This window comes from Kitasatospora purpeofusca, assembly GCF_042691725.1.
In the GTDB taxonomy this organism is placed as follows: domain Bacteria; phylum Actinomycetota; class Actinomycetes; order Streptomycetales; family Streptomycetaceae; genus Kitasatospora; species Kitasatospora purpeofusca_B.
Genome location: NZ_CP170483.1, coordinates 2789617 through 2809024, shown reverse-complemented (window position 1 = coordinate 2809024; position 19408 = coordinate 2789617). Strand labels below are relative to the sequence as shown.

Here is a 19408-nt window from a genome sequence, read left to right as displayed (position 1 = left end):
GAACCAAACGCATATCGATCGCGTCCCGGGAGCACGCTCCCGGGTTTCCCCGGGGTTCCCCGTAGGGGATCACTCCACTGACCGGCGGGTGGAACGAGAGCGGGATCCACCCCGCGGAGGAGGCTTTGCGGGACCGACCTGTAGCAGGCTTGTTGCAGGCAGGTGCACTGCGGCGACGGGCTCGCTGCACATACACTCGTCGTGTCTGGTAACGAGATAGAGACCGCAGGCCGGAGAAGGGGGCACCCAGGCCCATGAGCGACGGAATCATGAAGCGTATGGGGCTGATCTTCCGCTCCAAGGCGAACAAGGCCCTGGATCGGGCGGAAGACCCGCGCGAGACGCTGGATTATTCGTACCAGAAGCAGCTGGAGCTGCTGCAGAAGGTGCGGCGTGGCGTCGCGGACGTGGCCACCTCGCGCAAGCGCCTGGAGCTTCAGCTGACCCAGCTGCAGCAGCAGTCGTCGAAGTACGAGGACCAGGGACGCAAGGCGCTCTCGCTCGGTCGGGAGGACCTCGCCCGCGAGGCCCTGACCCGCAAGGCGAACATGCAGTCCCAGATCAACGACCTGCAGGTGCAGTACCAGCAGCTCCAGGCCGAGGAGGAGAAGCTCACGCTCGCCTCCCAGCGGCTTCAGGCCAAGGTGGACGCCTTCCGCACCAAGAAGGAGACCATCAAGGCCACCTACACCGCGGCCCAGGCGCAGACCCGGATCGCCGAGTCCTTCTCCGGCATCTCGGAGGAGATGGGCGACGTCGGTCTCGCGATCCAGCGGGCCGAGGACAAGACCGCGCAGATGCAGGCCCGGGCCGGTGCGATCGACGAGCTGCTGGCTTCCGGCGCGCTCGACGACGCCAGCGGTCTCGGCCGCAAGGACGACATCGAGGCCGAGCTGGAGCGGGTGGCCGGCGGTTCCGACGTCGAGCTGGAGCTGGCCCGGATGAAGGCCGAGCTCACCGGCGGCTCCCCGGCCTCCGGCCCGCAGGCGATCGAGCAGGGCCGCCAGCAGGACGCCGCGCCGCCGCAGCAGCAGGACACCCCGCGGATCAACTACAACAAGTGACCTGAGCTCCGCCCCGGAGCACTTCCGGGGCATCCCCGAGGAACAGGGAGACGCACGGCATGATCATGAGGGTCATGGGTGAGGGGCAGTTCGAGGTGGGCGAGTCCCACCTCAACCGGCTCAACGAGCTCGACGAGGAGCTCCTCACCGCACTGGAATCGGGGGACGAGGAACACTTCCGCGGGGCGCTCGGCGAGCTGCTGGCGGCCGTCAAGACGTTCGGCACCCCGCTGCCGGTCGACTCCCTGGAGCCGTCCGACCTGATCCTGCCGGACGCCGAGGCCAGCATCGACGAGGTCCGCGAGCTGCTGCGGGCCGAGGGTGACGGCCTCATCCCGGGCGTTCCCGAGTAGTCGCCGTCTCGGCCAGACACAGGGGCGGGCCCCCTCCCACCGGGGAGGGGGCCCGCCCTTCGTCCGTGCCGCCCGTGCGGCGGGACCGCTACGGCAGGGCCAGCATCCGGTCCAGCGCCGCCTTGGCGTGCTTCTCGGTCTCCGGGTCGACGCTGATCACGTTCGGCACCCGGCCCTCGACCAGCGACTCCAGCGCCCAGACCAGGTGCGGCAGGTCGATCCGGTTCATGGTGGAGCAGAAGCAGACCGCCCGGTCCAGGAAGACGATCTCCTTGTCCGGGTGGGCCTTGGCGAGCCGGCGGACCAGGTTCAGCTCGGTGCCGATGGCCCACTTCGAGCCGGGCTCGGCGGCGTCCAGCGCCTTGATGATGTACTCGGTCGAGCCCACCATGTCGGCGGCCGCGACGACCTCGTGCCGGCACTCCGGGTGCACCAGGACGGTGACGCCGGGGATCCGCTCGCGCACGTCGTTCACCGAGTCCAGGGTGAACCGGCCGTGCACCGAGCAGTGGCCGCGCCAGAGGATCATCTTCGCGTCCCGCAGCTGCTCGGCGGTCAGGCCGCCGTTCGGCTTGTGCGGGTTGTAGACGACGCAGTCGTCCAGCGAGAGGCCCATGTCCCGCACCGCGGTGTTGCGGCCCAGGTGCTGGTCCGGCAGGAAGAGCACCTTCTGCCCCTGCTCGAAGGCCCACTCCAGCGCCCGCTTGGCGTTGGAGGAGGTGCAGATGGTGCCGCCGTGCCGGCCGGTGAAGGCCTTGATGTCGGCGGAGGAGTTCATGTACGACACCGGGACGGTGACGTCGGCTATGCCGGCGTCGGTCAGCACGTCCCAGCACTCGGCGACCTGCTCGGCGGTGGCCATGTCGGCCATCGAACAGCCGGCGGCGAGGTCCGGCAGCACGACCTGCTGGGCGTCGCCGGTGAGGATGTCGGCCGACTCGGCCATGAAGTGCACACCGCAGAAGACGATGTACTCGGCCTCCGGGCGGGCCGCCGCGTCGCGGGCGAGCTTGAAGGAGTCGCCGGTGACGTCGGCGAACTCGATCACCTCGTCGCGCTGGTAGTGGTGGCCCAGGATGAAGACGCGGTCGCCCAGCGCGGCCTTGGCCGCCCGGGCGCGCTCGACGAGGTCCGGGTCGGAGGCCGGGGGGAGGTCGCCGGGGCACTCGACGCCGCGCTCGCTGTTCGGGTCGGCCTCGCGGCCGAGCAGCAGCAGAGCGAGCGGCGTCGGGGTGGGGTCGACGCCGTAGGTCTCGGTGATGGTGGTGGTCACGGGCGGGTGCCCTTCTGTGCGGCCGATCAAGCGGTGCAGCCTTTTCGTCTATCTGACGCAATCTATGATAACCGGTTAGCGTCAGAGTGACGATGGCCATCCTGTCGATGTGACGAGAACCGCTCGCCGGTTCGGAGCCTTCCCACGCGCCGACGGCGTGGCCGAATCGAGATCCCGACCCGTCCGGGTTTCGCTGGTGGCATGAAGGCAATCGCGATCCACCGCTACGGCGGCCCCGAGGTGGTCGAGTACACCGACCTGCCCGATCCGAAGGTCGGTCCGGACTCGGTCCTGGTGCAGGTCAGGGCGGCCGGGGTGAACCCGGTCGACTGGAAGGTGCGGGAGGGCCGGCTGGACGGCCTGCTCGACGCGCACTTCCCGCTGGTGATGGGCTGGGACGCGGCGGGGGTGGTCCGCGCGGTGGGCGGCGGGGTCACCGAGTTCGCCCCCGGCGACGAGGTCTACGGCTACGTCCGCAAGGACGCGGTCGAGCACGGCACCTACGCCGAGCTGGTCGCCGCGCCGGTCCGCACCCTGGCCCGCAAGCCGGCCGCGCTGGACTGGGCGCAGGCCGGCGGGCTGCCGCTGGCCGGGCTCACCGCCCTCCAGGCGCTGCGGGCGGTGGGCGCCGGCGCCGGGGACACCGTCCTGGTGCACGCCGCCGCCGGCGGGGTCGGGCACCTGGCCGTCCAGCTCGCCAGGGCCTTCGGCGCCCGGGTGATCGGCACCGCCGGCGAGCGCAACCACGACTACCTGCGCTCCCTGGGCGCCGAGCCGGTCCGGCACGGCGAGGGCCTGGCCGACCGGGTCCGGGCGCTCGCCCCGCGGGGCGTGGACGCCGCGGTGGACCTGGTCGGCGGAGACGCCGTCGAGGTCTCGGCCGCTCTGGTCGCCGATCCGGCGCGGATCGCCTCGGTCGCCGACTTCGGCGTCAGGGCGCGCGGCGGCCGGTACGTCTGGGTCCGTCCGGACGCCGCCGGGCTGGCCGAGCTGGCCGCGCTCGCCGACGACGGGCGGCTGACCGTGACGGTCGCCTCCACCTTCCCGCTCGCCCAGGCCGCCTCGGCGCAGGCGCTCAGCGCGGAGGGCCGGACCCGGGGCAAGATCGTCCTGCTCGTGGACTGACCGCCGGCGGACGCGCGGACGCCCCCTGCGTCATCCGTCAGCGGTGGACTCACTCCTGACATCCGCCAGAATGGTTGCCGAACCGTTTCGGCGGGCCGCCGCCGTCCCGCCGCCGTTCCCGACGCCGCACGACCCGTGGAGCCCCGCACCGATGAGCAGCAGCCGAGCGCACGAGACGGTCGGGGCCTCCCTGGACGAGACCGACCGCCTCCTCCTCGCCCGGCTGGCCGGGGACGGCCGCGCCTCCTACGCGGAGATCGGCCTCCAGGTGAACCTCTCCGCCACCGCCGTGCGCCGCCGGATCGACCGGCTGCGGGCGCGCGGGGTGGTCCGCGGCTTCACCGTGGTGCTCGACCCCTCGGTGCTCGGCTGGCAGACCGAGGCCTTCGTCGAGGTCTACTGCCGCGAGCGGACCGCCCCCGAGGAGATCCTCGCCAGCCTGCGCCAGTTCCCCGAGGTGGTCGCCGCCTGGACGGTCACCGGCGACCCGGACGCGCTGGTCCACCTGCGGGCCGCCGACATGCGGCACCTGGAGGCGGTCATCGAGCGGATCCGCCGCGAGCCCGGCGTCCAGCGCAGCCGCTCCTCCGTGGTCCTCTCCCAGCTCATCGGCTGACCTCCTCCGGGGCCCGCGCAGGAATCCTGCGCGCCGCCCGCCGAAGACGCCCGAAAGCTGCCTGACCAGCCGCGTTCCGACGCGCGGAGCGGGCCCGTCGCTGCCTACGCTGATCACGTCCGGCCGTGCGGTGGCGACCCCCGTGCCGCCGGACCCTCCCCGACACCCCACAGCCGAGAGGGACCCCCGTGTCCGCAGCCCCCGACCGCATGCACCGGCCCGACAGCGACCTGGTCGACCTGGTTTTCGACTACATGCGCGAGCGGCTGCAGTACGACCCGGTCCCGCTCGACCACCCCGGTGACGGCGAGCACCTGCGCGCCCAGCTGTCCGGCCTGCTCAACCAGGACGGCAACAACGCGGCCGACGTGCTCAAGCTCTACGACCACGAGCTCTCCCGCGCGGTGATCTCCGCCGACAGCCCGCGCTACCTCTCCTTCATCCCGTGCGCCCCCACCAAGGCCGCGCTGCTCTTCGACATGGTCGTCTCCTGCGCCTCCCTCCAGGGCATCTCCTGGCTGGAGGCGGCCGGCGCGATCGCCGCCGAGAACCAGGTGCTGCGCCTGATGGCGGACCGCGCGGGCATGCCCGACTCGGCCGGCGGCACCTTCGTCTCCGGCGGCTCGGCCGGCAACCTCTCCGCCCTGGTGGTCGCCCGCGACACCGCCCGCCGCCGCCTGGGCGTCGGGCCGGAGGCCCGGCTGCGGATCGCCGTCGCCGACCAGGTGCACTCCTCGGTCAAGAACACCTTCAACATCATCGGCGTCGAGGCGTTCAAGGTGCCGACCGTCGACCGGCGGTTCACCGGCGAGGCACTGCGCGCCGCCCTGGCCGCCGACCCGAACCCGGAGACCGTGATCGCCGTCGTCGGCACCGCCGGCACCACCAACGAGGGCATCGTCGACGACCTCCAGGGCCTGGCCGAGGTCGCCCGCGAGCGCGGCCTCTGGTTCCACGTGGACGGCGCCTACGGCGGCGCGGGCCTGTTCGCCCCCTCCGTCCGGGAGCGCTACAACGGCATCGAGCACGCCGACTCCTTCGTCGTCGACCCGCACAAGTGGCTCTTCGCGCCGTTCGACTGCGCCGCGCTGATCTACCGCAACCCCCAGCTCGCCCGCGCCGTGCACACCCAGGACGCCTCCTACCTGGACGTCCTGCACACCGAGGGCGACGAGTGGAACCCCACCGACTACGCCTACCACCTGACCCGGCGCGCCCGCGGCCTGCCGCTCTGGTTCTCGCTCGCCGTGCACGGCGTCCAGGCGTACACCGACGCCATCGAGGCCGGCCTCACGCTCGCCCGCGAGACCGCGCGGCTGATCCGCGACACCGACCACCTGGAGCTGCTGGTCGACCCGCAGCTCTCCGCGGTCTGCTTCAAGCGCAAGGGCTGGACGAACGACGACTACTACCGCTGGTCGCAGCAGCTGCTCGCGGACCAGATCGGCTTCGTCACCCCCACCGGCTGGGACGGCGAGACGGTCGCCCGCTTCGCCTTCCTGCACCCGGGCACCACCATGGAGATGGTCCGGGAGATCCTCGACACCATGGCGTGACCACGGCGTGCCGCACGCACCGACGGACCCCCGCCCGGCCCCGGCCCGGCGGGGGTCCGCCGTTCGTCACAGCAGCGCCGGATCCGGCACGTACGGCGCCGGCGGGCGCATCCCGCGCAGCCCCACGAAGCCCCCGCTCTCCACGGCCAGCCCCACCTCGAGACCGACGTCCAGCGCCCACTCCTGCTCCGCGGTCAGGCACTCCACCCGGGCCTCGACGCCCTCCGGAACCCGGGCCAGCGCCTCGCGCAGCAGCCGGGTGGCGATCCGCTTCGAGGTGGCCGCCAGCAGCCGCACCTCACCGCCGTCCCGGTAGCAGTAGCCGCTGCCCGCCAGCGCGTCCGCGATCAGCAGCTCCTCGCAGTGGGCCAGCAGCAGCCCGTGGTCCGGCCCGTGCGCGGAGCCGCGCAGCCGCCGGTCCACCGAGTCCAGCAGGTGGAGCTGGGCGGCGCCGCCCGGGTGCACCGGGATGTCCCCGGGATCGACCAGTCCGGCCCGGTCCACCCGCCCGGTCAGCCGCATCGCCGGGTACAGCGTGAACCCGGCGAGCCGGAAGCGGCGCACGGCCGCCGGGGAGGACGGCGCGCGCAGCATCCCGCGCAGGCAGCCGCGCCCGTGCGCGGCGGCCCGCTCCAGCAGCAGCCGGCCCAGCCCCTTGCCCTGCGCCCGCGGGGCCACCGCCAGCAGCGCCAGCACCCAGACGCCCTCGCGGCGCAGCGAGAGCACCGCGCCGACCGGCTCGCCGTCCTGTTCGGCCAGCCAGCAGCCCTGCGGATCGGTGCGCGCCAGGTGCCTCGTCCGGGCCCGCTGGTGGACCGGCGGCCGGTCCGCGGCGGCGGGGGAGCCGCAGGCGGCGCGGGCGAGGAGCTGGACGGCCTCCGCGTCGGCGGCGGTGTCCTGGACCGGGCGCAGGATCATGCCCACCATCCTGGCCGTCGGGGCGCCGCCACGTGGCCGGTTCCCCCCGATCGGTCCGCTCGGGCGGTGACCGGGGTCCGCCGGTGTGCGAGCATGGGGAGCGTATGGGGAGCGGGTGCACGCCCGGCCCACGGAAACCCGCCGCCACGAGGCCTCCGAGAACAACGTGCCGTCCCGGGAAATGAAACCGGGCGGCCATCGGTTGGTACTGGCGGTAGACCGTCGCCAAGACCGGGAGAAAGCAGATGACCGTCCAGGACGAGACCACTGTCGAGAGTGGCATCCTCCTCACCGATGCCGCCGCAGGCAAGGTCAAGGCCCTGCTGGAGCAGGAAGGCCGGGACGACCTCGCGCTGCGGGTTGCCGTCCAGCCCGGCGGCTGCTCCGGCCTGCGTTACCAGCTGTTCTTCGACGAGCGCTCGCTCGACGGCGATGTGCTCAAGGACTTCGACGGCGTCAAGGTCGTCACCGACCGGATGAGCGCCCCGTACCTGGGCGGCGCCACCGTCGACTTCGTCGACACCATCGAGAAGCAGGGCTTCACGATCGACAACCCGAACGCCACCGGCTCCTGCGCCTGCGGCGACTCGTTCAGCTAACGGCCTGACGCGAAGGCGGCCCCGGATCTTCCCGGGGCCGCCTTCGTCGTGTCCGGGCACCGGTCACGGCGTCACGGGGCGCCCGGGATGTCCGGGGCCGCCGGGTCGGGGCCGATCTGCGGGTCCGCCTCCAGCGGCACCTCCCGGCCGGTCGCCAGGTCGGTCACCGCCCGGCCCTGCAACGGCTGCTTCAGGTCGGCCGCCACCGTCTGCCGCTCTGCCACCGCGATGCAGTCCTGCCCGGCCGGCACCGGCGCCGCCGTGGTCACCCGGATGTCCACCCGGCCCGGCTTGGACTCGTCCGCCTTGAGCGCGTACCGCTCGCAGACCCCGCCGTAGAACCAGACCGTCAAGTGGCTGCCGTCCGCCCGGTAGGTCACCGCCGGGTGTACCGCCGAGCCGTTCCCGGACCCGTTCGGCGCCGGCTCGCCCACCGCGATGCCGTTGCCGCCCGCGCCCGGGGGAGTGGGCGCCGGGGTCGGGGTCAGGGCCGGGACCGGGGCCCTGGTGGCCGCGCCCGGAGTGGCCGGCCGCGGGTCGGGCGCGGTGGCCGACGGGTCGGACGGCGGCGGCGTCACCGAAGCCGGGGCGGACGGGACGGATGCCGTGGCCTGGCCGGCGCCGGTGGCCGCCCCGGGGGAGCCGGACGCGCTCGGCGTCGGCTCCGCGCCGGCGGGCACCGCGTCCGCACCGGCCTTCGTCCCGCTGCCGCACCCGGCCAGGACGGCCACCACCGCCAGCGCCAGGCCCGCCAGGGCCGTCGCGCGCACCCGGCCGGAACGCCGGGGCATGGTCTCCAGATCCATCTGCACATCCTCCCGAGGGTTCAGCGGCGCGCCGTACCGGCCGCACCGCGCGGATGTGACGTGCGCCGGACGATTCCGGTTCCCGTCCACCCGCCGCCCCCGGCCCATGGACCGGGGAGCTGCGGCTCAGGGGCCGTACTCGGGCATCGCCGCGACCAGCCGCTGCGCCCCGGAGGGGACGCGGAACCCGGACCGGACCGGCGCGCTGTCCGGCTGGCCGGTCGCCAGCAGCGGCCAGAACCGCCGCAGCCGGCGCGAGGAGTCCACCAGCGCGTCCAACGACTCGCCGTCCGCGTCGCCGACCGGGGCGGGCGGAACCCGCAGGGGGTGGTGACTGGGCATCATCGGCCATCAACTCCGATCCACCGGTGCCGCGGCAGCGGCGCCACGGCCTGGGCGGGGCCGGGAAGGCCCCTTCCTGCGACCCTAGGCCGGGCGGACCGGAGCCCACCAGGGCTACCCCTTGGTAGTACACGTTCGGGGCCGACGGGTGACAGCGGACGGGGGAGCGGCGCCCCGCTGTCTTGCTGGCGCCCCGCCCCCGCCGGGTACCGTGGGTGGGTTCCACCCGTTGTCCCATGGCCCCGCCGCCATCCTGAGGAGACCCCGTGCGTATCGCCGTCGCCGGCTCGATCGCGACCGACCACCTGATGACCTTCCCCGGCCGGTTCGCCGACCAGCTGGTCGCCGAGCAGCTGCACACCGTGTCGCTGTCCTTCCTGGTCGACACCCTCGACATCCGCCGCGGCGGCGTCGCGCCGAACATCGCCTTCGGCATGGGAGTGCTGGGCCTGCGCCCGGTCCTGGTCGGCGCGGCCGGCGCGGACTTCGCGGAGTACCGCAGCTGGCTGGAGCGCAACAACGTGGACTGCCGCTCGGTCCACATCTCCGAGACCCGGCACACCGCGCGCTTCATGTGCACCACGGACGAGGACCACAACCAGATCGCCTCGTTCTACACCGGCGCCATGGCCGAGGCCCGCAACATCGAGCTGGAGCCGATCGCCGACCGCGTCGGCGGCCTCGACCTGGTGCTGATCGGCGCCGACGACCCGCAGGCGATGGTCCGCCACACCCAGGAGTGCCGCACCCGCGGCTACGCCTTCGCCGCCGACCCCTCCCAGCAGCTGGCCCGGCTCGACGGCCACGACATCCGCCAGATCGTCGACGGCGCCGCGTACCTCTTCACCAACGAGTACGAGGCCGCGCTGATCGAGTCCAAGACCGGCTGGGACTCCGAGGAGATCCTCACCCGGGTCGGCACCCGGATCACCACCCTGGGCAGCAAGGGCGTCCGGATCGACCGCAAGGGCGAGTCCCCGGTGCTGGTCGGCTGCGCCCCCGAGAACGCCAAGGTGGACCCGACCGGTGTCGGCGACGCCTTCCGCGCCGGCTTCCTGGCCGGCCTCTCCTGGGACCTGGAGCTGGAGCGCTCCGCCCAGCTCGGCTGCATGCTCGCCACCTTGGTGATCGAGACCGTCGGCACCCAGGAGTACGAGCTGCGCCCGCACGACTTCCTGCAGCGCTTCGTCGCCGCCTACGGCGACGAGGCCGGCGCCGAGGTCCGCGCGCACCTGGTCAACTGACCCGCCGCACCAGGTAGGCCGAACCCCGGTCGCCGCCGTACTCGGCGGCCGGGGCCTCGCCCAGGTACTCCTGGCCGCGCATCCCGCACCAGGCCGGCACGTCCAGCCGGGCGGCCTCGTCGTCGGCCAGCACCACGACCGTCCCGCCCACCGGCACCTCGCCGATCCGCTTCGCCAGCTCGATCACCGGCAGCGGGCAGCGCTTGCCGAGGGCGTCCAGGACGAGCGGGTCGGTGATTGGCCCGCTCGTCTCCGGGTGCTCCGACCCGGCGCCGGCACCCTCCCGTGGCCCGGCGGCCGGGAGGCCCTCCCCGCCGGCCGGCGGCGCCAGGTCCAGCCCCAGCGGGGCGCGGACGCCGGCCACCACCTCCGGCAGGACGGCCAGGAACCGCTCGACGTCCGCCTCGGCGGTGCCGAACGGCAGCGAGACCCGGACGTTGCCCTCGGTGAGCACGCCCATCGCGGCCAGCACATGGCTCGGGGTCAGCGTGGAGGAGGTGCACGAGGAGCCGGAGGAGACGGCGAACCCGGCCCGGTCCAGCTCGCCCAGCAGCACCTCGCCGTCCACGTACAGGCAGGAGAAGGTGACGAGGTGCGGCAGCCGCCGCACCGGGTCGCCGACCACCTCGACCGCGGGCACCAGCCGCGGCACCCGGGCCCGGATCCGCTCGACCAGCTCGTGCAGCCGGGCGTTCTCCCGCGCCGCCTCGGCCCGCACCGCCCGCAGCGAGGCCGCCGCCGCGACGATCGCCGGGACGTTGACGTACCCCGGCACCCGGCCGCCCTCGCGCTCGTCGGCGGGCAGCGGCGAGGCGTACCGCACGCCCTTGCGCACCGCGAGCACCCCGACCCCGGCCGGCCCGCCCCACTTGTGCGCACTGGCGGCCAGCAGCGACCAGCCGGCCGGCACGTCCACCCGCCCGGCGCTCTGCGCGGCGTCCACCAGCAGCGGCACGTCCCCGCAGCGCGCGGCCGTCTCGGCGACCGGCTGCACCGTGCCCACCTCGTGGTTGGCGGACTGCAGCACGGCGAGCGCGGTGTCCGGCCGCAGCGCCGCCGCGAACGCCGCCGGGTCGGCCCGGCCGTGCCGGTCCACCGGCACCGCGGTGACCTCGCCGCCCGCGCCCTGGTGCCGGTCCGCGGTGTGCAGCACGCTGGAGTGCTCGACGGCGGAGTGCACCAGGTGCCGGCCGCGCCGCCGGTTGCCGTGCAGCGCGCCCAGCATCCCGAGCTGGACGGCCTGGGTGCCGCTGGCGGTGAAGGAGATCTCGTCGGCCCGGCAGCCGAGCACCTCGGCCACGGTCTCCCGGGCCGCGTCGAGCAGCATCCGGGCCTGCCGCCCGGAGCGGTAGAGCCGGGCCGGGTCGGCCCATCCCTCGTCGAGGGCGGCGGTCAGCGCCTGCCGGGCGACGGGGTGGAGTGGTGCGGTGGAGGCCACATCGAAGTACACGCTGACATTTAACGACACTCCCGGGTGCGTTCCGGGCTCCGACGGGGGCTCACCGACCGTCAGTCGATCACCCCGAATGTCCGGATCGTCCGCGTCCGACGGGGCGTCACGCAGGTTGTTCGAGGTCATCCCCCGATCGGGCGTACGGACCCCGAATGCCTAGGATGACCTGCGGCGCAGCCCCTGCCGGGCCTGATCGGGTGCTCGGGCGGCGCGTTACCGGGACCTGCCCGTCAGCAGCGCATAAGGCTGGAGTAGGGTTTGGCCCGCATAAGCATTCAAACCGTGCCCGTGGACGGGTCGCCGAGGAGGGGAAGCCTCCCCGGGGCGACGCGAAGGCGGGCGAGACTTCGGGAAGGCGCTACGTGAGTCCCAACGGCTCCGACCGCTCGCCGCGGCGCACGATGCGGCGGAAGCTGCCTCAGGCGCTGGCACTGGGCCTCGTCATCGCGACCGCCACCGGCTGCTCGGCCAACGACCTCCCCAGGCTTGGCCTCCCGAGCCCCGTCACCAAGGAAGGGCCGATGGTCCTCCACATGTGGCAGGGCTCCTGGATCGCGGCGCTGGTGGTCGGCGTACTGATGTGGGGTCTGATCATCTGGAGCGTGATCTTCCACCGGCGCAGCCGCACCGGTGTGCAGGTCCCCCCGCAGACCCGGTACAACGTGCCCATCGAGGCGCTCTACACCGCGGTCCCGATCATCATCGTGTCGGTCCTCTTCTACTTCGTCGCCCGCGACGAGTCGAAGCTGATCGCCGTCTCCGAGAAGCCGCAGCACACCGTCAACGTGGTGGGCTTCCAGTGGAGCTGGGCGTTCAACTACGAGAACACCGAGAACCCGGACCCGGCCAACCAGGAGGCCGCGTACGAGGTGGGTACCCCCGGCGAGCCGCCGACGCTGTACCTGCCGGTCGACGAGACGGTGCAGTTCCGCCTCACCTCTCGTGACGTGATCCACGACTTCTGGCCCATCAGCTTCATGATGAAGATGGACGTCGTGCCGGGTGTGGTCAACAAGTTCGAGGTCACCCCGACCGTCAAGGGTGAGTACATGGGCAAGTGCGCCGAGCTCTGCGGCGTCGACCACTCGCGCATGCTGTTCAACGTGAAGGTCGTCGACCGTGCCGAGTACGACCAGCACCTGAAGGACCTGCGGGCCAAGGGTCAGACCGGCGCGGTGCCCTCCGGCATCACGACCATGGGAAGTGAAGAGAAGTGACCATCCTCAACGAGCCCGCCGCGGCCGGCGGGGGCGCCGGGGCCGTCACGGTCGGGGCGCAGCGGACCCGGAAGCCGGGTTCCACCATCATCAAGTGGCTCACCACCACTGACCACAAGACGATCGGCACGCTGTACCTGGGCACGTCGTTCGCCTTCTTCCTGATCGGCGGCATCCTCGCCCTGGTCATGCGCGCCGAGCTGGCTCGTCCCGGGACCCAGATCCTGTCGAACGAGCAGTTCAACCAGGCGTTCACGATGCACGGCACGGTTATGCTGCTGATGTTCGCGACGCCGCTGTTCGCCGGTTTCGCGAACTGGATCATGCCGCTGCAGATCGGCGCGCCGGACGTCGCGTTCCCGCGGCTGAACATGTTCGCCTACTGGCTGTACCTGTTCGGCTCGCTGATCGCCGTGGCCGGCTTCCTCACCCCGCAGGGCGCCGCCGACTTCGGCTGGTTCGCCTACGCGCCGCTCTCGGACGCGGTCCGCTCGCCGGGCATCGGCGCGGACATGTGGATCATGGGTCTGGCCTTCTCCGGCTTCGGCACGATCCTCGGTGCGGTCAACTTCATCACCACGATCATCTGCATGCGCGCGCCCGGCATGACGATGTTCCGGATGTCGATCTTCGTCTGGAACGTCCTGCTGACCGCCGTGCTGGTCCTGCTGGCCTTCCCGGTGCTGGCCGCCGCGCTGTTCGCCCTGGAGGCGGACCGCAAGTTCGGGGCGCACGTCTTCGACCCGGCCAACGGTGGCGCGCTGCTCTGGCAGCACCTGTTCTGGTTCTTCGGCCACCCCGAGGTGTACATCATCGCGCTGCCGTTCTTCGGCATCGTGTCGGAGATCATCCCGGTCTTCAGCCGCAAGCCGATGTTCGGCTACTCCGGCCTGATCGCGGCCACCATCGCGATCGCCGGTCTGTCCGTGACGGTGTGGGCCCACCACATGTACGTCACCGGACAGGTCCTACTGCCGTTCTTCTCCTTCATGACCTTCCTCATCGCCGTCCCGACCGGTGTGAAGTTCTTCAACTGGGTCGGCACCATGTGGAAGGGCTCGCTGAGCTTCGAGACCCCGATGCTCTGGACGGTCGGCTTCCTGGTCACCTTCCTCTTCGGTGGTCTGACCGGTGTCCTGCTGGCCTCCCCGCCGATCGACTTCCACGTCTCGGACTCGTACTTCGTCGTCGCCCACTTCCACTACGTGGTCTTCGGCACCGTCGTCTTCGCGATGTTCGCCGGCTTCCACTTCTGGTGGCCGAAGATGACCGGCAAGATGCTCGACGAGCGCCTCGGCAAGGTCACCTTCTGGACGCTGTTCTTCGGCTTCCACACCACCTTCCTGGTGCAGCACTGGCTCGGCGCGGAGGGCATGCCCCGCCGCTACGCGGACTACCTGGCCGCCGACGGGTTCACCACCCTGAACACCGTCTCGACCATCGGCTCGTTCCTGCTCGGCCTGTCGATCCTGCCGTTCCTCTACAACGTGTGGAAGACGGCGAAGTACGGCGAGAAGGTCGAGGTCGACGACCCGTGGGGCTACGGCCGTTCGCTGGAGTGGGCGACCTCCTGCCCGCCGCCGCGGCACAACTTCCTCACCCTGCCCCGGATCCGCTCCGAATCCCCGGCCTTCGACCTCCACTACCCGGAGATCGCCGCGCTGGACTACCTGGAGAACCACGGCGAGCCGGCCAAGCACCTCGCCGGTGTGACCCCGGCGAAGTACGACGCCCCGCAGCTGGGCAAGGGCAAGAAGGAGGGTGACGTCTGATGAAGGAACAGGGCAAGATCTTCCTGGGCCTGTCGGTCTTCGTGCTGGCCATGGCCGTCACCTACGGCCTGTGGACCAACAACTCCGACCACGGCATCGAGGCAGCCGGCACCACCGCGCTGTTCCTCGCCTTCGCGCTCTGCGCGTTCATCGGCTACTACCTCGCCTTCACCGCCCGCCGGGTGGACAGCGGCGCGGGTGACAACCCCGAGGCCGAGGTCGCGGACGACTCCGGCGAGCTGGGCTTCTTCGCCCCGCACAGCTGGCAGCCGCTCTCGCTCGCGGTCGGCGGCGCGCTCGCCTTCCTCGGTGTGATCTTCGGCTGGTGGCTGATGTTCTGGTCGCTCCCGATCATCCTGATCGGCCTGTTCGGCTGGGTCTTCGAGTTCTACCGGGGCGAGAACCAGAACCAGTAGGCGCTGGCTCCCTCGCACAGGGCCGGGCATCCCGCACGGGATGCCCGGCCCTGTTGCGTCCCCGGAGTGACGGCCTCACCCTGCCGGCCCAACAGCGCCCCGTTCGGTTGTCGCTCCACCGGAGGCGGTTCCTACGATCTGACCAATCGTGCGAAACCCCGGGAGGCGGTCATGGCCGACAGACGCGGAATCGCGGGTCTCGGCATCACGCTGGCCCTCGTCGTACTGGTCCCGCTGGCCGGCTGCACCTCCGGCGGCGAGGAGGTCGCCGAGGCGGTCCGCAAGGTCGACGCCGCCGAGCTGGTGCGCCTGTCCGCCACCGAGCGGGCGGACCCGTCCCAGCCGCTCACGGTGACCGCCGAGCCGGGCAGCCGGCTGACCGACGTCACCGTGGTCGGCCCGGACGGGCGGGTGGTCGCCGGAAGGCTCTCGGAGGACCAGCGCAGCTGGCAGACCACCGGCCGGCTCAAGGCCGGCACCGCCTACACCGTGCGGATCGCCGCCGACGACGGCAGCGGCGGCCGAGGCGAGACGACCGCCGGCTTCTCCACCCTGGCCGCCCAGCACCTGCTGACCGCCAAGCTCGGCCCGGACTCCTCCGGCAGCGGCGTCTACGGCGTGGGCCAGCCGCTCACCGTGCAGCTCTCCGAGGCCGTCAAGGACCCGCAGGCCCGCCAGGAGGTGGAGCGCGCGCTGACGGTGACCTCGCAGCCCGCCGTCACCGGCGGCTGGTACTGGGTGGACGACAAGAACCTGCACTTCCGCCCCCAGGAGTACTGGCCCAACGGCACCGCCGTCAGCCTGGCCTTCGAGGCCACCGGCAGCCGGATCTCCGACGGCCTGTACGGCGGCGACCGCGTCGCCCTAACCCTGCGGATCGGCCAGCGCGTCGAGACGGTGGTGGACGCGGCCGCGCACGAGCTGACCCTCAAGCGCGACGGCCGGGCGGTCCGCACGATGCCGGTGACCACCGGCAAGCCCGGCTTCGACACCCGCAACGGCGTCAAGGTGGTGCTGGGCCAGGAGCGCAAGGTCCGGATGAGCGGCGAGACGATCGGCATAGCGGCGGGCAGCCAGGAGGCCTACGACCTCGACGTCGAGTGGGCCACCCGGGTGACCTGGAGCGGCGAGTACGTGCACGCCGCGCCCTGGTCGGTGGGCTCCCAGGGCGTGGAGAACGTCAGCCACGGCTGTACCGGGATGAGCACCGAGAACGCCCGCTGGTTCTACCAGAACACCCGGGTGGGGGACCTGGTGACGGTGGTGAACAGCCTCGGCAAGCCCATGGAGCCGTTCGGCAACGGCTTCGGGGACTGGAACATCGCCTGGAGCGAGTGGGTCGGGCACAGCGCCCTCGGCGCCCCCGTCGACACGACCGCCCCGGTGACCCGGGCGCCCGCCACCGGGATGATCGCCCCGCAGCTCTGAGGGCCGCTCAGCCCGCCGCGGGCCCGTCCCGGTACGCCACCCGCAGCGCGCCGTCCACGGCCGCCAGGGCGTCCGCCGGGGACACCCCGAGCCGCCGGGCCCGCTCGGCGTACTCGGCGGCGGCCGCGGCGGCCAGCCGGTGCGCGGAGTCGCCGACCGCGGCGATCAGGGTGCCGCGCCGGCCGTGCGTCTCCACCACCCCGTCCGCCTCCAGCTCCCGGTAGGCGCGGGCGACCGTCCCGGCGGCCAGCCCGAGCCGCTCGGCCAGCGCGCGGACGGTGGGCAGCCGCAGCCCGGTGGCCAGCTCGCCGCTGCGGGCCTGCTCGGCGATCTGGGCGCGGATCTGCTCGTACGGGGGAGTGGCGGAGGCCGGGTCGACGGACAGCTGCACGGTGGGCTCCTGACGTTCGCTGCGGACAGGGGGACACGGGTACGGCAAAGCCCGAGGGCCGCCGACCAGAAGAACTCTGGTCAGCGGCCCTCGGGTGCGACGCGGGGACGCGTACGGGATCAGTGGTGGCCGTGGCCGCTGGTGATCTCGTGGTGCTCCTCGGAGGTCGGCTTGGGGATCTGGCTGCCCTCGCCGTAGAAGCCGCGGGAGAGCTTCGCCCGGGTCCGGCTGAGGACGCCGGCCTTGCGGGCCACGCCGTTCTCGTCCGTCTCGGCCGGCAGCTCGAACGGCTCCACCTGCTCGTGCGCGGTGAGCGCGTGCAGGTCCTTCTGCGGCAGCTGGGCGTGCACCTCGATGAACTCGCCGTGCGGCAGGCGCTTGATGACGCCGGTCTCGCGACCGTGCAGCACCTTCTCCTTGTCGCGGCGCTGGAGGCCGAGGCACCAGCGCTTGGTGACGATGAAGACCACGACCGGGACGACGAAGAAGCCGACGCGGACGAAGTAGGTGACCGAGTTGATCGACAGGTGCAGGTGGGTGGCGAACAGGTCGTTGCCACCGGCCACCAGCAGGAGCAGGTAGAGGCTGATCCAGGCGGCGCCCAGGGCGGTGCGGACCGGGGCGTTGCGCGGGCGGTCCAGGATGTGGTGCTCGCGCTTGTCGCCGGTGATCCAGCCCTCGATGAACGGGTAGGCCGCGATCGAGGCCAGCACCAGCGGGAAGATCGCCAGCGGAACCATGACACCCAGGTTCAGGGTGTGGCCCCACAGGCCGATCTCCCAGCCCGGCATGACGCGGATCAGGCCCTCGGAGAAGCCCATGTACCAGTCGGGCTGGGCGTCGGTGGACACCTGGTCCGGGCGGTACGGGCCGACCGACCAGATCGGGTTGATCGTGGCGATCGCCGAGATGGCGGCGATGATGCCGAACACCAGGAAGAAGAAGCCACCGGCCTTGGCCATGTAGACCGGCATCAGCGGCATGCCGACGACGTTCTTCTCGGTCTTGCCCGGGCCCGCCCACTGGGTGTGCTTGTGGTAGAAGACCAGGATCAGGTGCGCCACCAGCAGGCCGAGCATGATGCCCGGGATCAGCAGCACGTGGATGGTGAAGAACCGCGGCACGATGTCGTGGCCGGGGAACTCGCCGCCGAACAGGAACATCTGGACGTAGGTGCCGATCAGCGGGACGGCGAGGATCGCGCCTTCCATGAACCGGATACCGGTACCGGAGAGCAGGTCGTCCGGCAGCGAGTAGCCGAAGAAGCCGTCGAACATGCCCAGGACCAGCAGCAGGAAGCCGAAGACCCAGTTGATCTCGCGCGGCTTGCGGAACGCGCCGGTGAAGAAGACGCGCAGCATGTGCACCATCATCGCCGCGACGAAGACCAGGGCGGCCCAGTGGTGGATCTGGCGGACCAGCAGACCGCCGCGCACCTCGAAGCTGATGTCGACCGTCGAGGCGTACGCCTCGGACATCGGGAGGCCCTTGAGCGGCACGTACGAGCCGTCGTAGATGACCTCGCCCATCGAGGGCTTGAAGAACAGCGTCAGGTAGACGCCGGTCAGGATGATGATGACGAAGGTGTAGAGGCAGATCTCGCCCAGCATGAAGGACCAGTGGTCCGGGAAGATCTTGCGCAGGTTGGCCTTGGCGAGGGAGTAGATCCCCAGCCGGCCGTCCGTCCAGTCAGCGGCCTGCTCCCACTTGTTCGCGGGCTTGGCGCGCGTGCTGCCGGGCTTGGCGGCGCCGGAGGTGGTGCTGCTCGTACTGCTCATCGAGCACGCTCCCAGAAGCTCGGGCCGACGGCTTCGTCGAAGTCGCCGTGGGCGACCAGGAAGCCCTTCTCGTCAGTGGTGATCCTCAGCTGCGGCAGCGGGTGGCCGGCCGGGCCGAAGATGACGCGCGCGCCGTCCGCCAGGTCGAAGGTCGACTGGTGGCAGGGGCAGAGCGCGTGGTGGGTCTGCTGCTCGTACAGGCTGATCGGGCAGCCGACGTGGGTGCAGATCTTGGAGTAGGCGAGGATGCCCTCGAAACCCTTCTCCTTGGACTTCTCGTCCTTGATGTCCTCCGGCGCGATGCGCACCAGCATCAGGGAGTCCTTGGCGATGCGTACCTGGAAGTCCTCGGAGTGCGTGGTCAGGCCCTCGGGCATCGCGAAGACCAGGGACCCCTGGATGATGTCCTCGGCCTTCATCGGCAGGTTGGTGTTCATGTTGATCAGCTGCAGCGGCTTGGCCTCGGTGGCCTCGTCCCAGCCGGTGTGCTGCAGCTTGTCCTCGGGCAGCGGGCCCAGGTCGCGGAGCAGGACCACGCCGGAGAGCGGGACCAGCGCCATCGACCCGATGAGGGTGTTGCGGATCATCTTGCGGCGGCCGAAGCCGGACTCCGCGGCACCGGTCTTGAACTGGTCGATGACGTCGGCGCGGACCTCGTCGTCGGCCTCGATCGGGTGACGCTCGGCCGGGATCTCGTGGTCCGACATCAGGGTGCGGGCCCAGTGGACCGCGCCCGCGCCGATGAGGAACAGCGCCGCGCCCAGGGTCATGCCGAGCGCGAAGTTCATCGCGCTGACGTGGCCCAGCGGCCAGATGTAGACGATCTGGTCCGGGTCGATGGCCACGTACGAGGCGATGAAGCCGATGGTGGCGATCATCGACGCGACGAACATCAGGGACACCTGACGCTCGGCCCGCTTGGCGGCCACCTCGTCGATGTCCGTGCGGCGCGGCTCGTGGGCCGGCAGACCGGGGTCGGCGAACGGGTCGCCGTGGGCGGCCACCTCGTGGTGCCCGGTGGAGCCGTGCGACTCCGGGAGCTTCTCTTCTGACATGT

Annotated in this window: 19 protein-coding genes; 11 read left to right on the top strand and 8 right to left on the bottom strand. The window is 71.8% G+C overall.

The features are described 5' to 3' along the window. Window positions 1-254 precede the first annotated feature (254 nt). Window positions 255-1064 (top strand): PspA/IM30 family protein, encoded by an 810-nt coding sequence (locus ACFCLZ_RS11640; protein ID WP_380284808.1) that lies wholly within the window; start codon window positions 255-257, stop codon window positions 1062-1064. Window positions 1065-1123: 59 nt separating this feature from the next. After that, window positions 1124-1417, top strand: a complete 294-nt coding sequence (locus ACFCLZ_RS11635) for a hypothetical protein (RefSeq protein WP_380284807.1) — start codon at window positions 1124-1126, stop codon at window positions 1415-1417. Between the two features lie 88 nt (window positions 1418-1505). On the opposite strand, the gene nadA is transcribed toward ACFCLZ_RS11635, so the two are convergent. Further along, on the bottom strand, window positions 1506-2690 hold the full coding sequence (gene nadA, locus ACFCLZ_RS11630) for a quinolinate synthase NadA (RefSeq protein ID WP_380284806.1): 1185 nt from the start codon (window positions 2688-2690) through the stop codon (window positions 1506-1508). Between the two features lie 201 nt (window positions 2691-2891). Between nadA and ACFCLZ_RS11625 the strand changes: the two genes are divergently transcribed. The 3 genes from ACFCLZ_RS11625 (at window position 2892) to ACFCLZ_RS11615 (ending at window position 5987) form a co-directional block, all read left to right on the top strand. After that, on the top strand, window positions 2892-3815 hold the full coding sequence (locus ACFCLZ_RS11625) for an NADP-dependent oxidoreductase (protein ID WP_380284805.1): 924 nt from the start codon (window positions 2892-2894) through the stop codon (window positions 3813-3815). 151 nt (window positions 3816-3966) lie between these two features. Next, the gene (locus tag ACFCLZ_RS11620; protein ID WP_344345500.1) at window positions 3967-4431 is read left to right on the top strand and encodes an Lrp/AsnC family transcriptional regulator; all 465 of its coding nucleotides are present in this window, start codon (window positions 3967-3969) and stop codon (window positions 4429-4431) included. Window positions 4432-4619: 188 nt separating this feature from the next. Beyond that, a complete protein-coding gene (locus tag ACFCLZ_RS11615; RefSeq protein ID WP_380284804.1) occupies window positions 4620-5987 on the top strand; it encodes a pyridoxal phosphate-dependent decarboxylase family protein in 1368 nt (455 codons plus the stop codon). Between the two features lie 66 nt (window positions 5988-6053). Here the strand turns inward: ACFCLZ_RS11615 and ACFCLZ_RS11610 are convergent, their stop codons facing one another. Then, window positions 6054-6905, bottom strand: coding sequence for a GNAT family N-acetyltransferase (locus tag ACFCLZ_RS11610; protein ID WP_380284803.1), 852 nt, complete (start codon window positions 6903-6905; stop codon window positions 6054-6056). A gap of 245 nt (window positions 6906-7150) precedes the next feature. On the opposite strand from ACFCLZ_RS11610, the gene ACFCLZ_RS11605 reads away from it, so the two are divergent. Next, a complete protein-coding gene (locus tag ACFCLZ_RS11605) occupies window positions 7151-7504 on the top strand; it encodes a HesB/IscA family protein (RefSeq protein WP_380223702.1) in 354 nt (117 codons plus the stop codon). A gap of 71 nt (window positions 7505-7575) precedes the next feature. Here the strand turns inward: ACFCLZ_RS11605 and ACFCLZ_RS11600 are convergent, their stop codons facing one another. After that, the gene (locus ACFCLZ_RS11600; RefSeq protein WP_380284802.1) at window positions 7576-8310 is read right to left on the bottom strand and encodes a hypothetical protein; all 735 of its coding nucleotides are present in this window, start codon (window positions 8308-8310) and stop codon (window positions 7576-7578) included. 126 nt (window positions 8311-8436) lie between these two features. Further along, window positions 8437-8655: a hypothetical protein gene (locus ACFCLZ_RS11595; protein ID WP_380284801.1), complete on the bottom strand. Its 219-nt coding sequence runs from the start codon at window positions 8653-8655 to the stop codon at window positions 8437-8439. Window positions 8656-8918: 263 nt separating this feature from the next. Between ACFCLZ_RS11595 and ACFCLZ_RS11590 the strand changes: the two genes are divergently transcribed. Further along, complete coding sequence (locus ACFCLZ_RS11590) at window positions 8919-9896, top strand: carbohydrate kinase family protein (RefSeq protein ID WP_380284800.1); 978 nt, start codon at window positions 8919-8921, stop codon at window positions 9894-9896. On the opposite strand, the gene ACFCLZ_RS11585 is transcribed toward ACFCLZ_RS11590, so the two are convergent. Then, on the bottom strand, window positions 9889-11346 hold the full coding sequence (locus ACFCLZ_RS11585; protein WP_380284799.1) for a cysteine desulfurase/sulfurtransferase TusA family protein: 1458 nt from the start codon (window positions 11344-11346) through the stop codon (window positions 9889-9891). The two genes, ACFCLZ_RS11590 and ACFCLZ_RS11585, sit on opposite strands and share 8 nt — an antisense overlap. Window positions 11347-11711: 365 nt before the next feature. Between ACFCLZ_RS11585 and coxB the strand changes: the two genes are divergently transcribed. From coxB to ACFCLZ_RS11565, 4 genes are all read left to right on the top strand, one after another. Continuing rightward, a complete protein-coding gene (gene coxB / locus ACFCLZ_RS11580; RefSeq protein WP_380284798.1) occupies window positions 11712-12566 on the top strand; it encodes a cytochrome c oxidase subunit II in 855 nt (284 codons plus the stop codon). After that, the gene (gene ctaD, locus ACFCLZ_RS11575) at window positions 12563-14338 is read left to right on the top strand and encodes a cytochrome c oxidase subunit I (protein WP_380284797.1); all 1776 of its coding nucleotides are present in this window, start codon (window positions 12563-12565) and stop codon (window positions 14336-14338) included. Before coxB ends, ctaD begins: the two co-directional genes overlap by 4 nt. Beyond that, entirely contained in the window at window positions 14338-14754 is a 417-nt protein-coding gene (locus ACFCLZ_RS11570; RefSeq protein ID WP_380284796.1) for a cytochrome c oxidase subunit 4, read from the top strand. The genes ctaD and ACFCLZ_RS11570 overlap by 1 nt, the downstream gene beginning before the upstream one ends. Window positions 14755-14925: 171 nt before the next feature. Next, on the top strand, window positions 14926-16182 hold the full coding sequence (locus ACFCLZ_RS11565; protein ID WP_380284795.1) for an Ig-like domain-containing protein: 1257 nt from the start codon (window positions 14926-14928) through the stop codon (window positions 16180-16182). Between the two features lie 7 nt (window positions 16183-16189). On the opposite strand, the gene ACFCLZ_RS11560 is transcribed toward ACFCLZ_RS11565, so the two are convergent. The 3 genes from ACFCLZ_RS11560 to ACFCLZ_RS11550 form a co-directional block, all read right to left on the bottom strand. Further along, window positions 16190-16573, bottom strand: coding sequence for a GntR family transcriptional regulator (locus ACFCLZ_RS11560; RefSeq protein ID WP_380284794.1), 384 nt, complete (start codon window positions 16571-16573; stop codon window positions 16190-16192). A 119-nt stretch (window positions 16574-16692) separates the two neighbouring features. Then, window positions 16693-18351: a cytochrome bc complex cytochrome b subunit gene (locus tag ACFCLZ_RS11555; protein ID WP_380284793.1), complete on the bottom strand. Its 1659-nt coding sequence runs from the start codon at window positions 18349-18351 to the stop codon at window positions 16693-16695. Continuing rightward, window positions 18348-19406 carry a Rieske 2Fe-2S domain-containing protein gene (locus ACFCLZ_RS11550; RefSeq protein ID WP_380284792.1) on the bottom strand — a complete coding sequence of 353 codons (1059 nt, stop codon included), beginning with the start codon at window positions 19404-19406 and terminating at the stop codon, window positions 18348-18350. Before ACFCLZ_RS11550 ends, ACFCLZ_RS11555 begins: the two co-directional genes overlap by 4 nt. Window positions 19407-19408 lie beyond the last annotated feature (2 nt).

Bases quoted from the DNA above. Each gene is read 5' to 3' on its own strand.
- ACFCLZ_RS11570 (WP_380284796.1), top strand. From the start codon at position 14,338: ATGAAGGAACAGGGCAAGATCTTCCTGGGCCTGTCGGTCTTCGTGCTG.
- ACFCLZ_RS11595 (WP_380284801.1), bottom strand. From the start codon at position 8,655: ATGATGCCCAGTCACCACCCCCTGCGGGTTCCGCCCGCCCCGGTCGGC.
- ACFCLZ_RS11610 (WP_380284803.1), bottom strand. From the start codon at position 6,905: ATGATCCTGCGCCCGGTCCAGGACACCGCCGCCGACGCGGAGGCCGTC.
- ACFCLZ_RS11605 (WP_380223702.1), top strand. From the start codon at position 7,151: ATGACCGTCCAGGACGAGACCACTGTCGAGAGTGGCATCCTCCTCACC.
- ACFCLZ_RS11640 (WP_380284808.1), top strand. From the start codon at position 255: ATGAGCGACGGAATCATGAAGCGTATGGGGCTGATCTTCCGCTCCAAG.
- ACFCLZ_RS11555 (WP_380284793.1), bottom strand. From the start codon at position 18,351: ATGAGCAGTACGAGCAGCACCACCTCCGGCGCCGCCAAGCCCGGCAGC.
- ACFCLZ_RS11620 (WP_344345500.1), top strand. From the start codon at position 3,967: ATGAGCAGCAGCCGAGCGCACGAGACGGTCGGGGCCTCCCTGGACGAG.
- ACFCLZ_RS11565 (WP_380284795.1), top strand. From the start codon at position 14,926: ATGGCCGACAGACGCGGAATCGCGGGTCTCGGCATCACGCTGGCCCTC.
- ACFCLZ_RS11550 (WP_380284792.1), bottom strand. From the start codon at position 19,406: ATGTCAGAAGAGAAGCTCCCGGAGTCGCACGGCTCCACCGGGCACCAC.
- ACFCLZ_RS11625 (WP_380284805.1), top strand. From the start codon at position 2,892: ATGAAGGCAATCGCGATCCACCGCTACGGCGGCCCCGAGGTGGTCGAG.
- ACFCLZ_RS11600 (WP_380284802.1), bottom strand. From the start codon at position 8,310: ATGGATCTGGAGACCATGCCCCGGCGTTCCGGCCGGGTGCGCGCGACG.
- ACFCLZ_RS11635 (WP_380284807.1), top strand. From the start codon at position 1,124: ATGATCATGAGGGTCATGGGTGAGGGGCAGTTCGAGGTGGGCGAGTCC.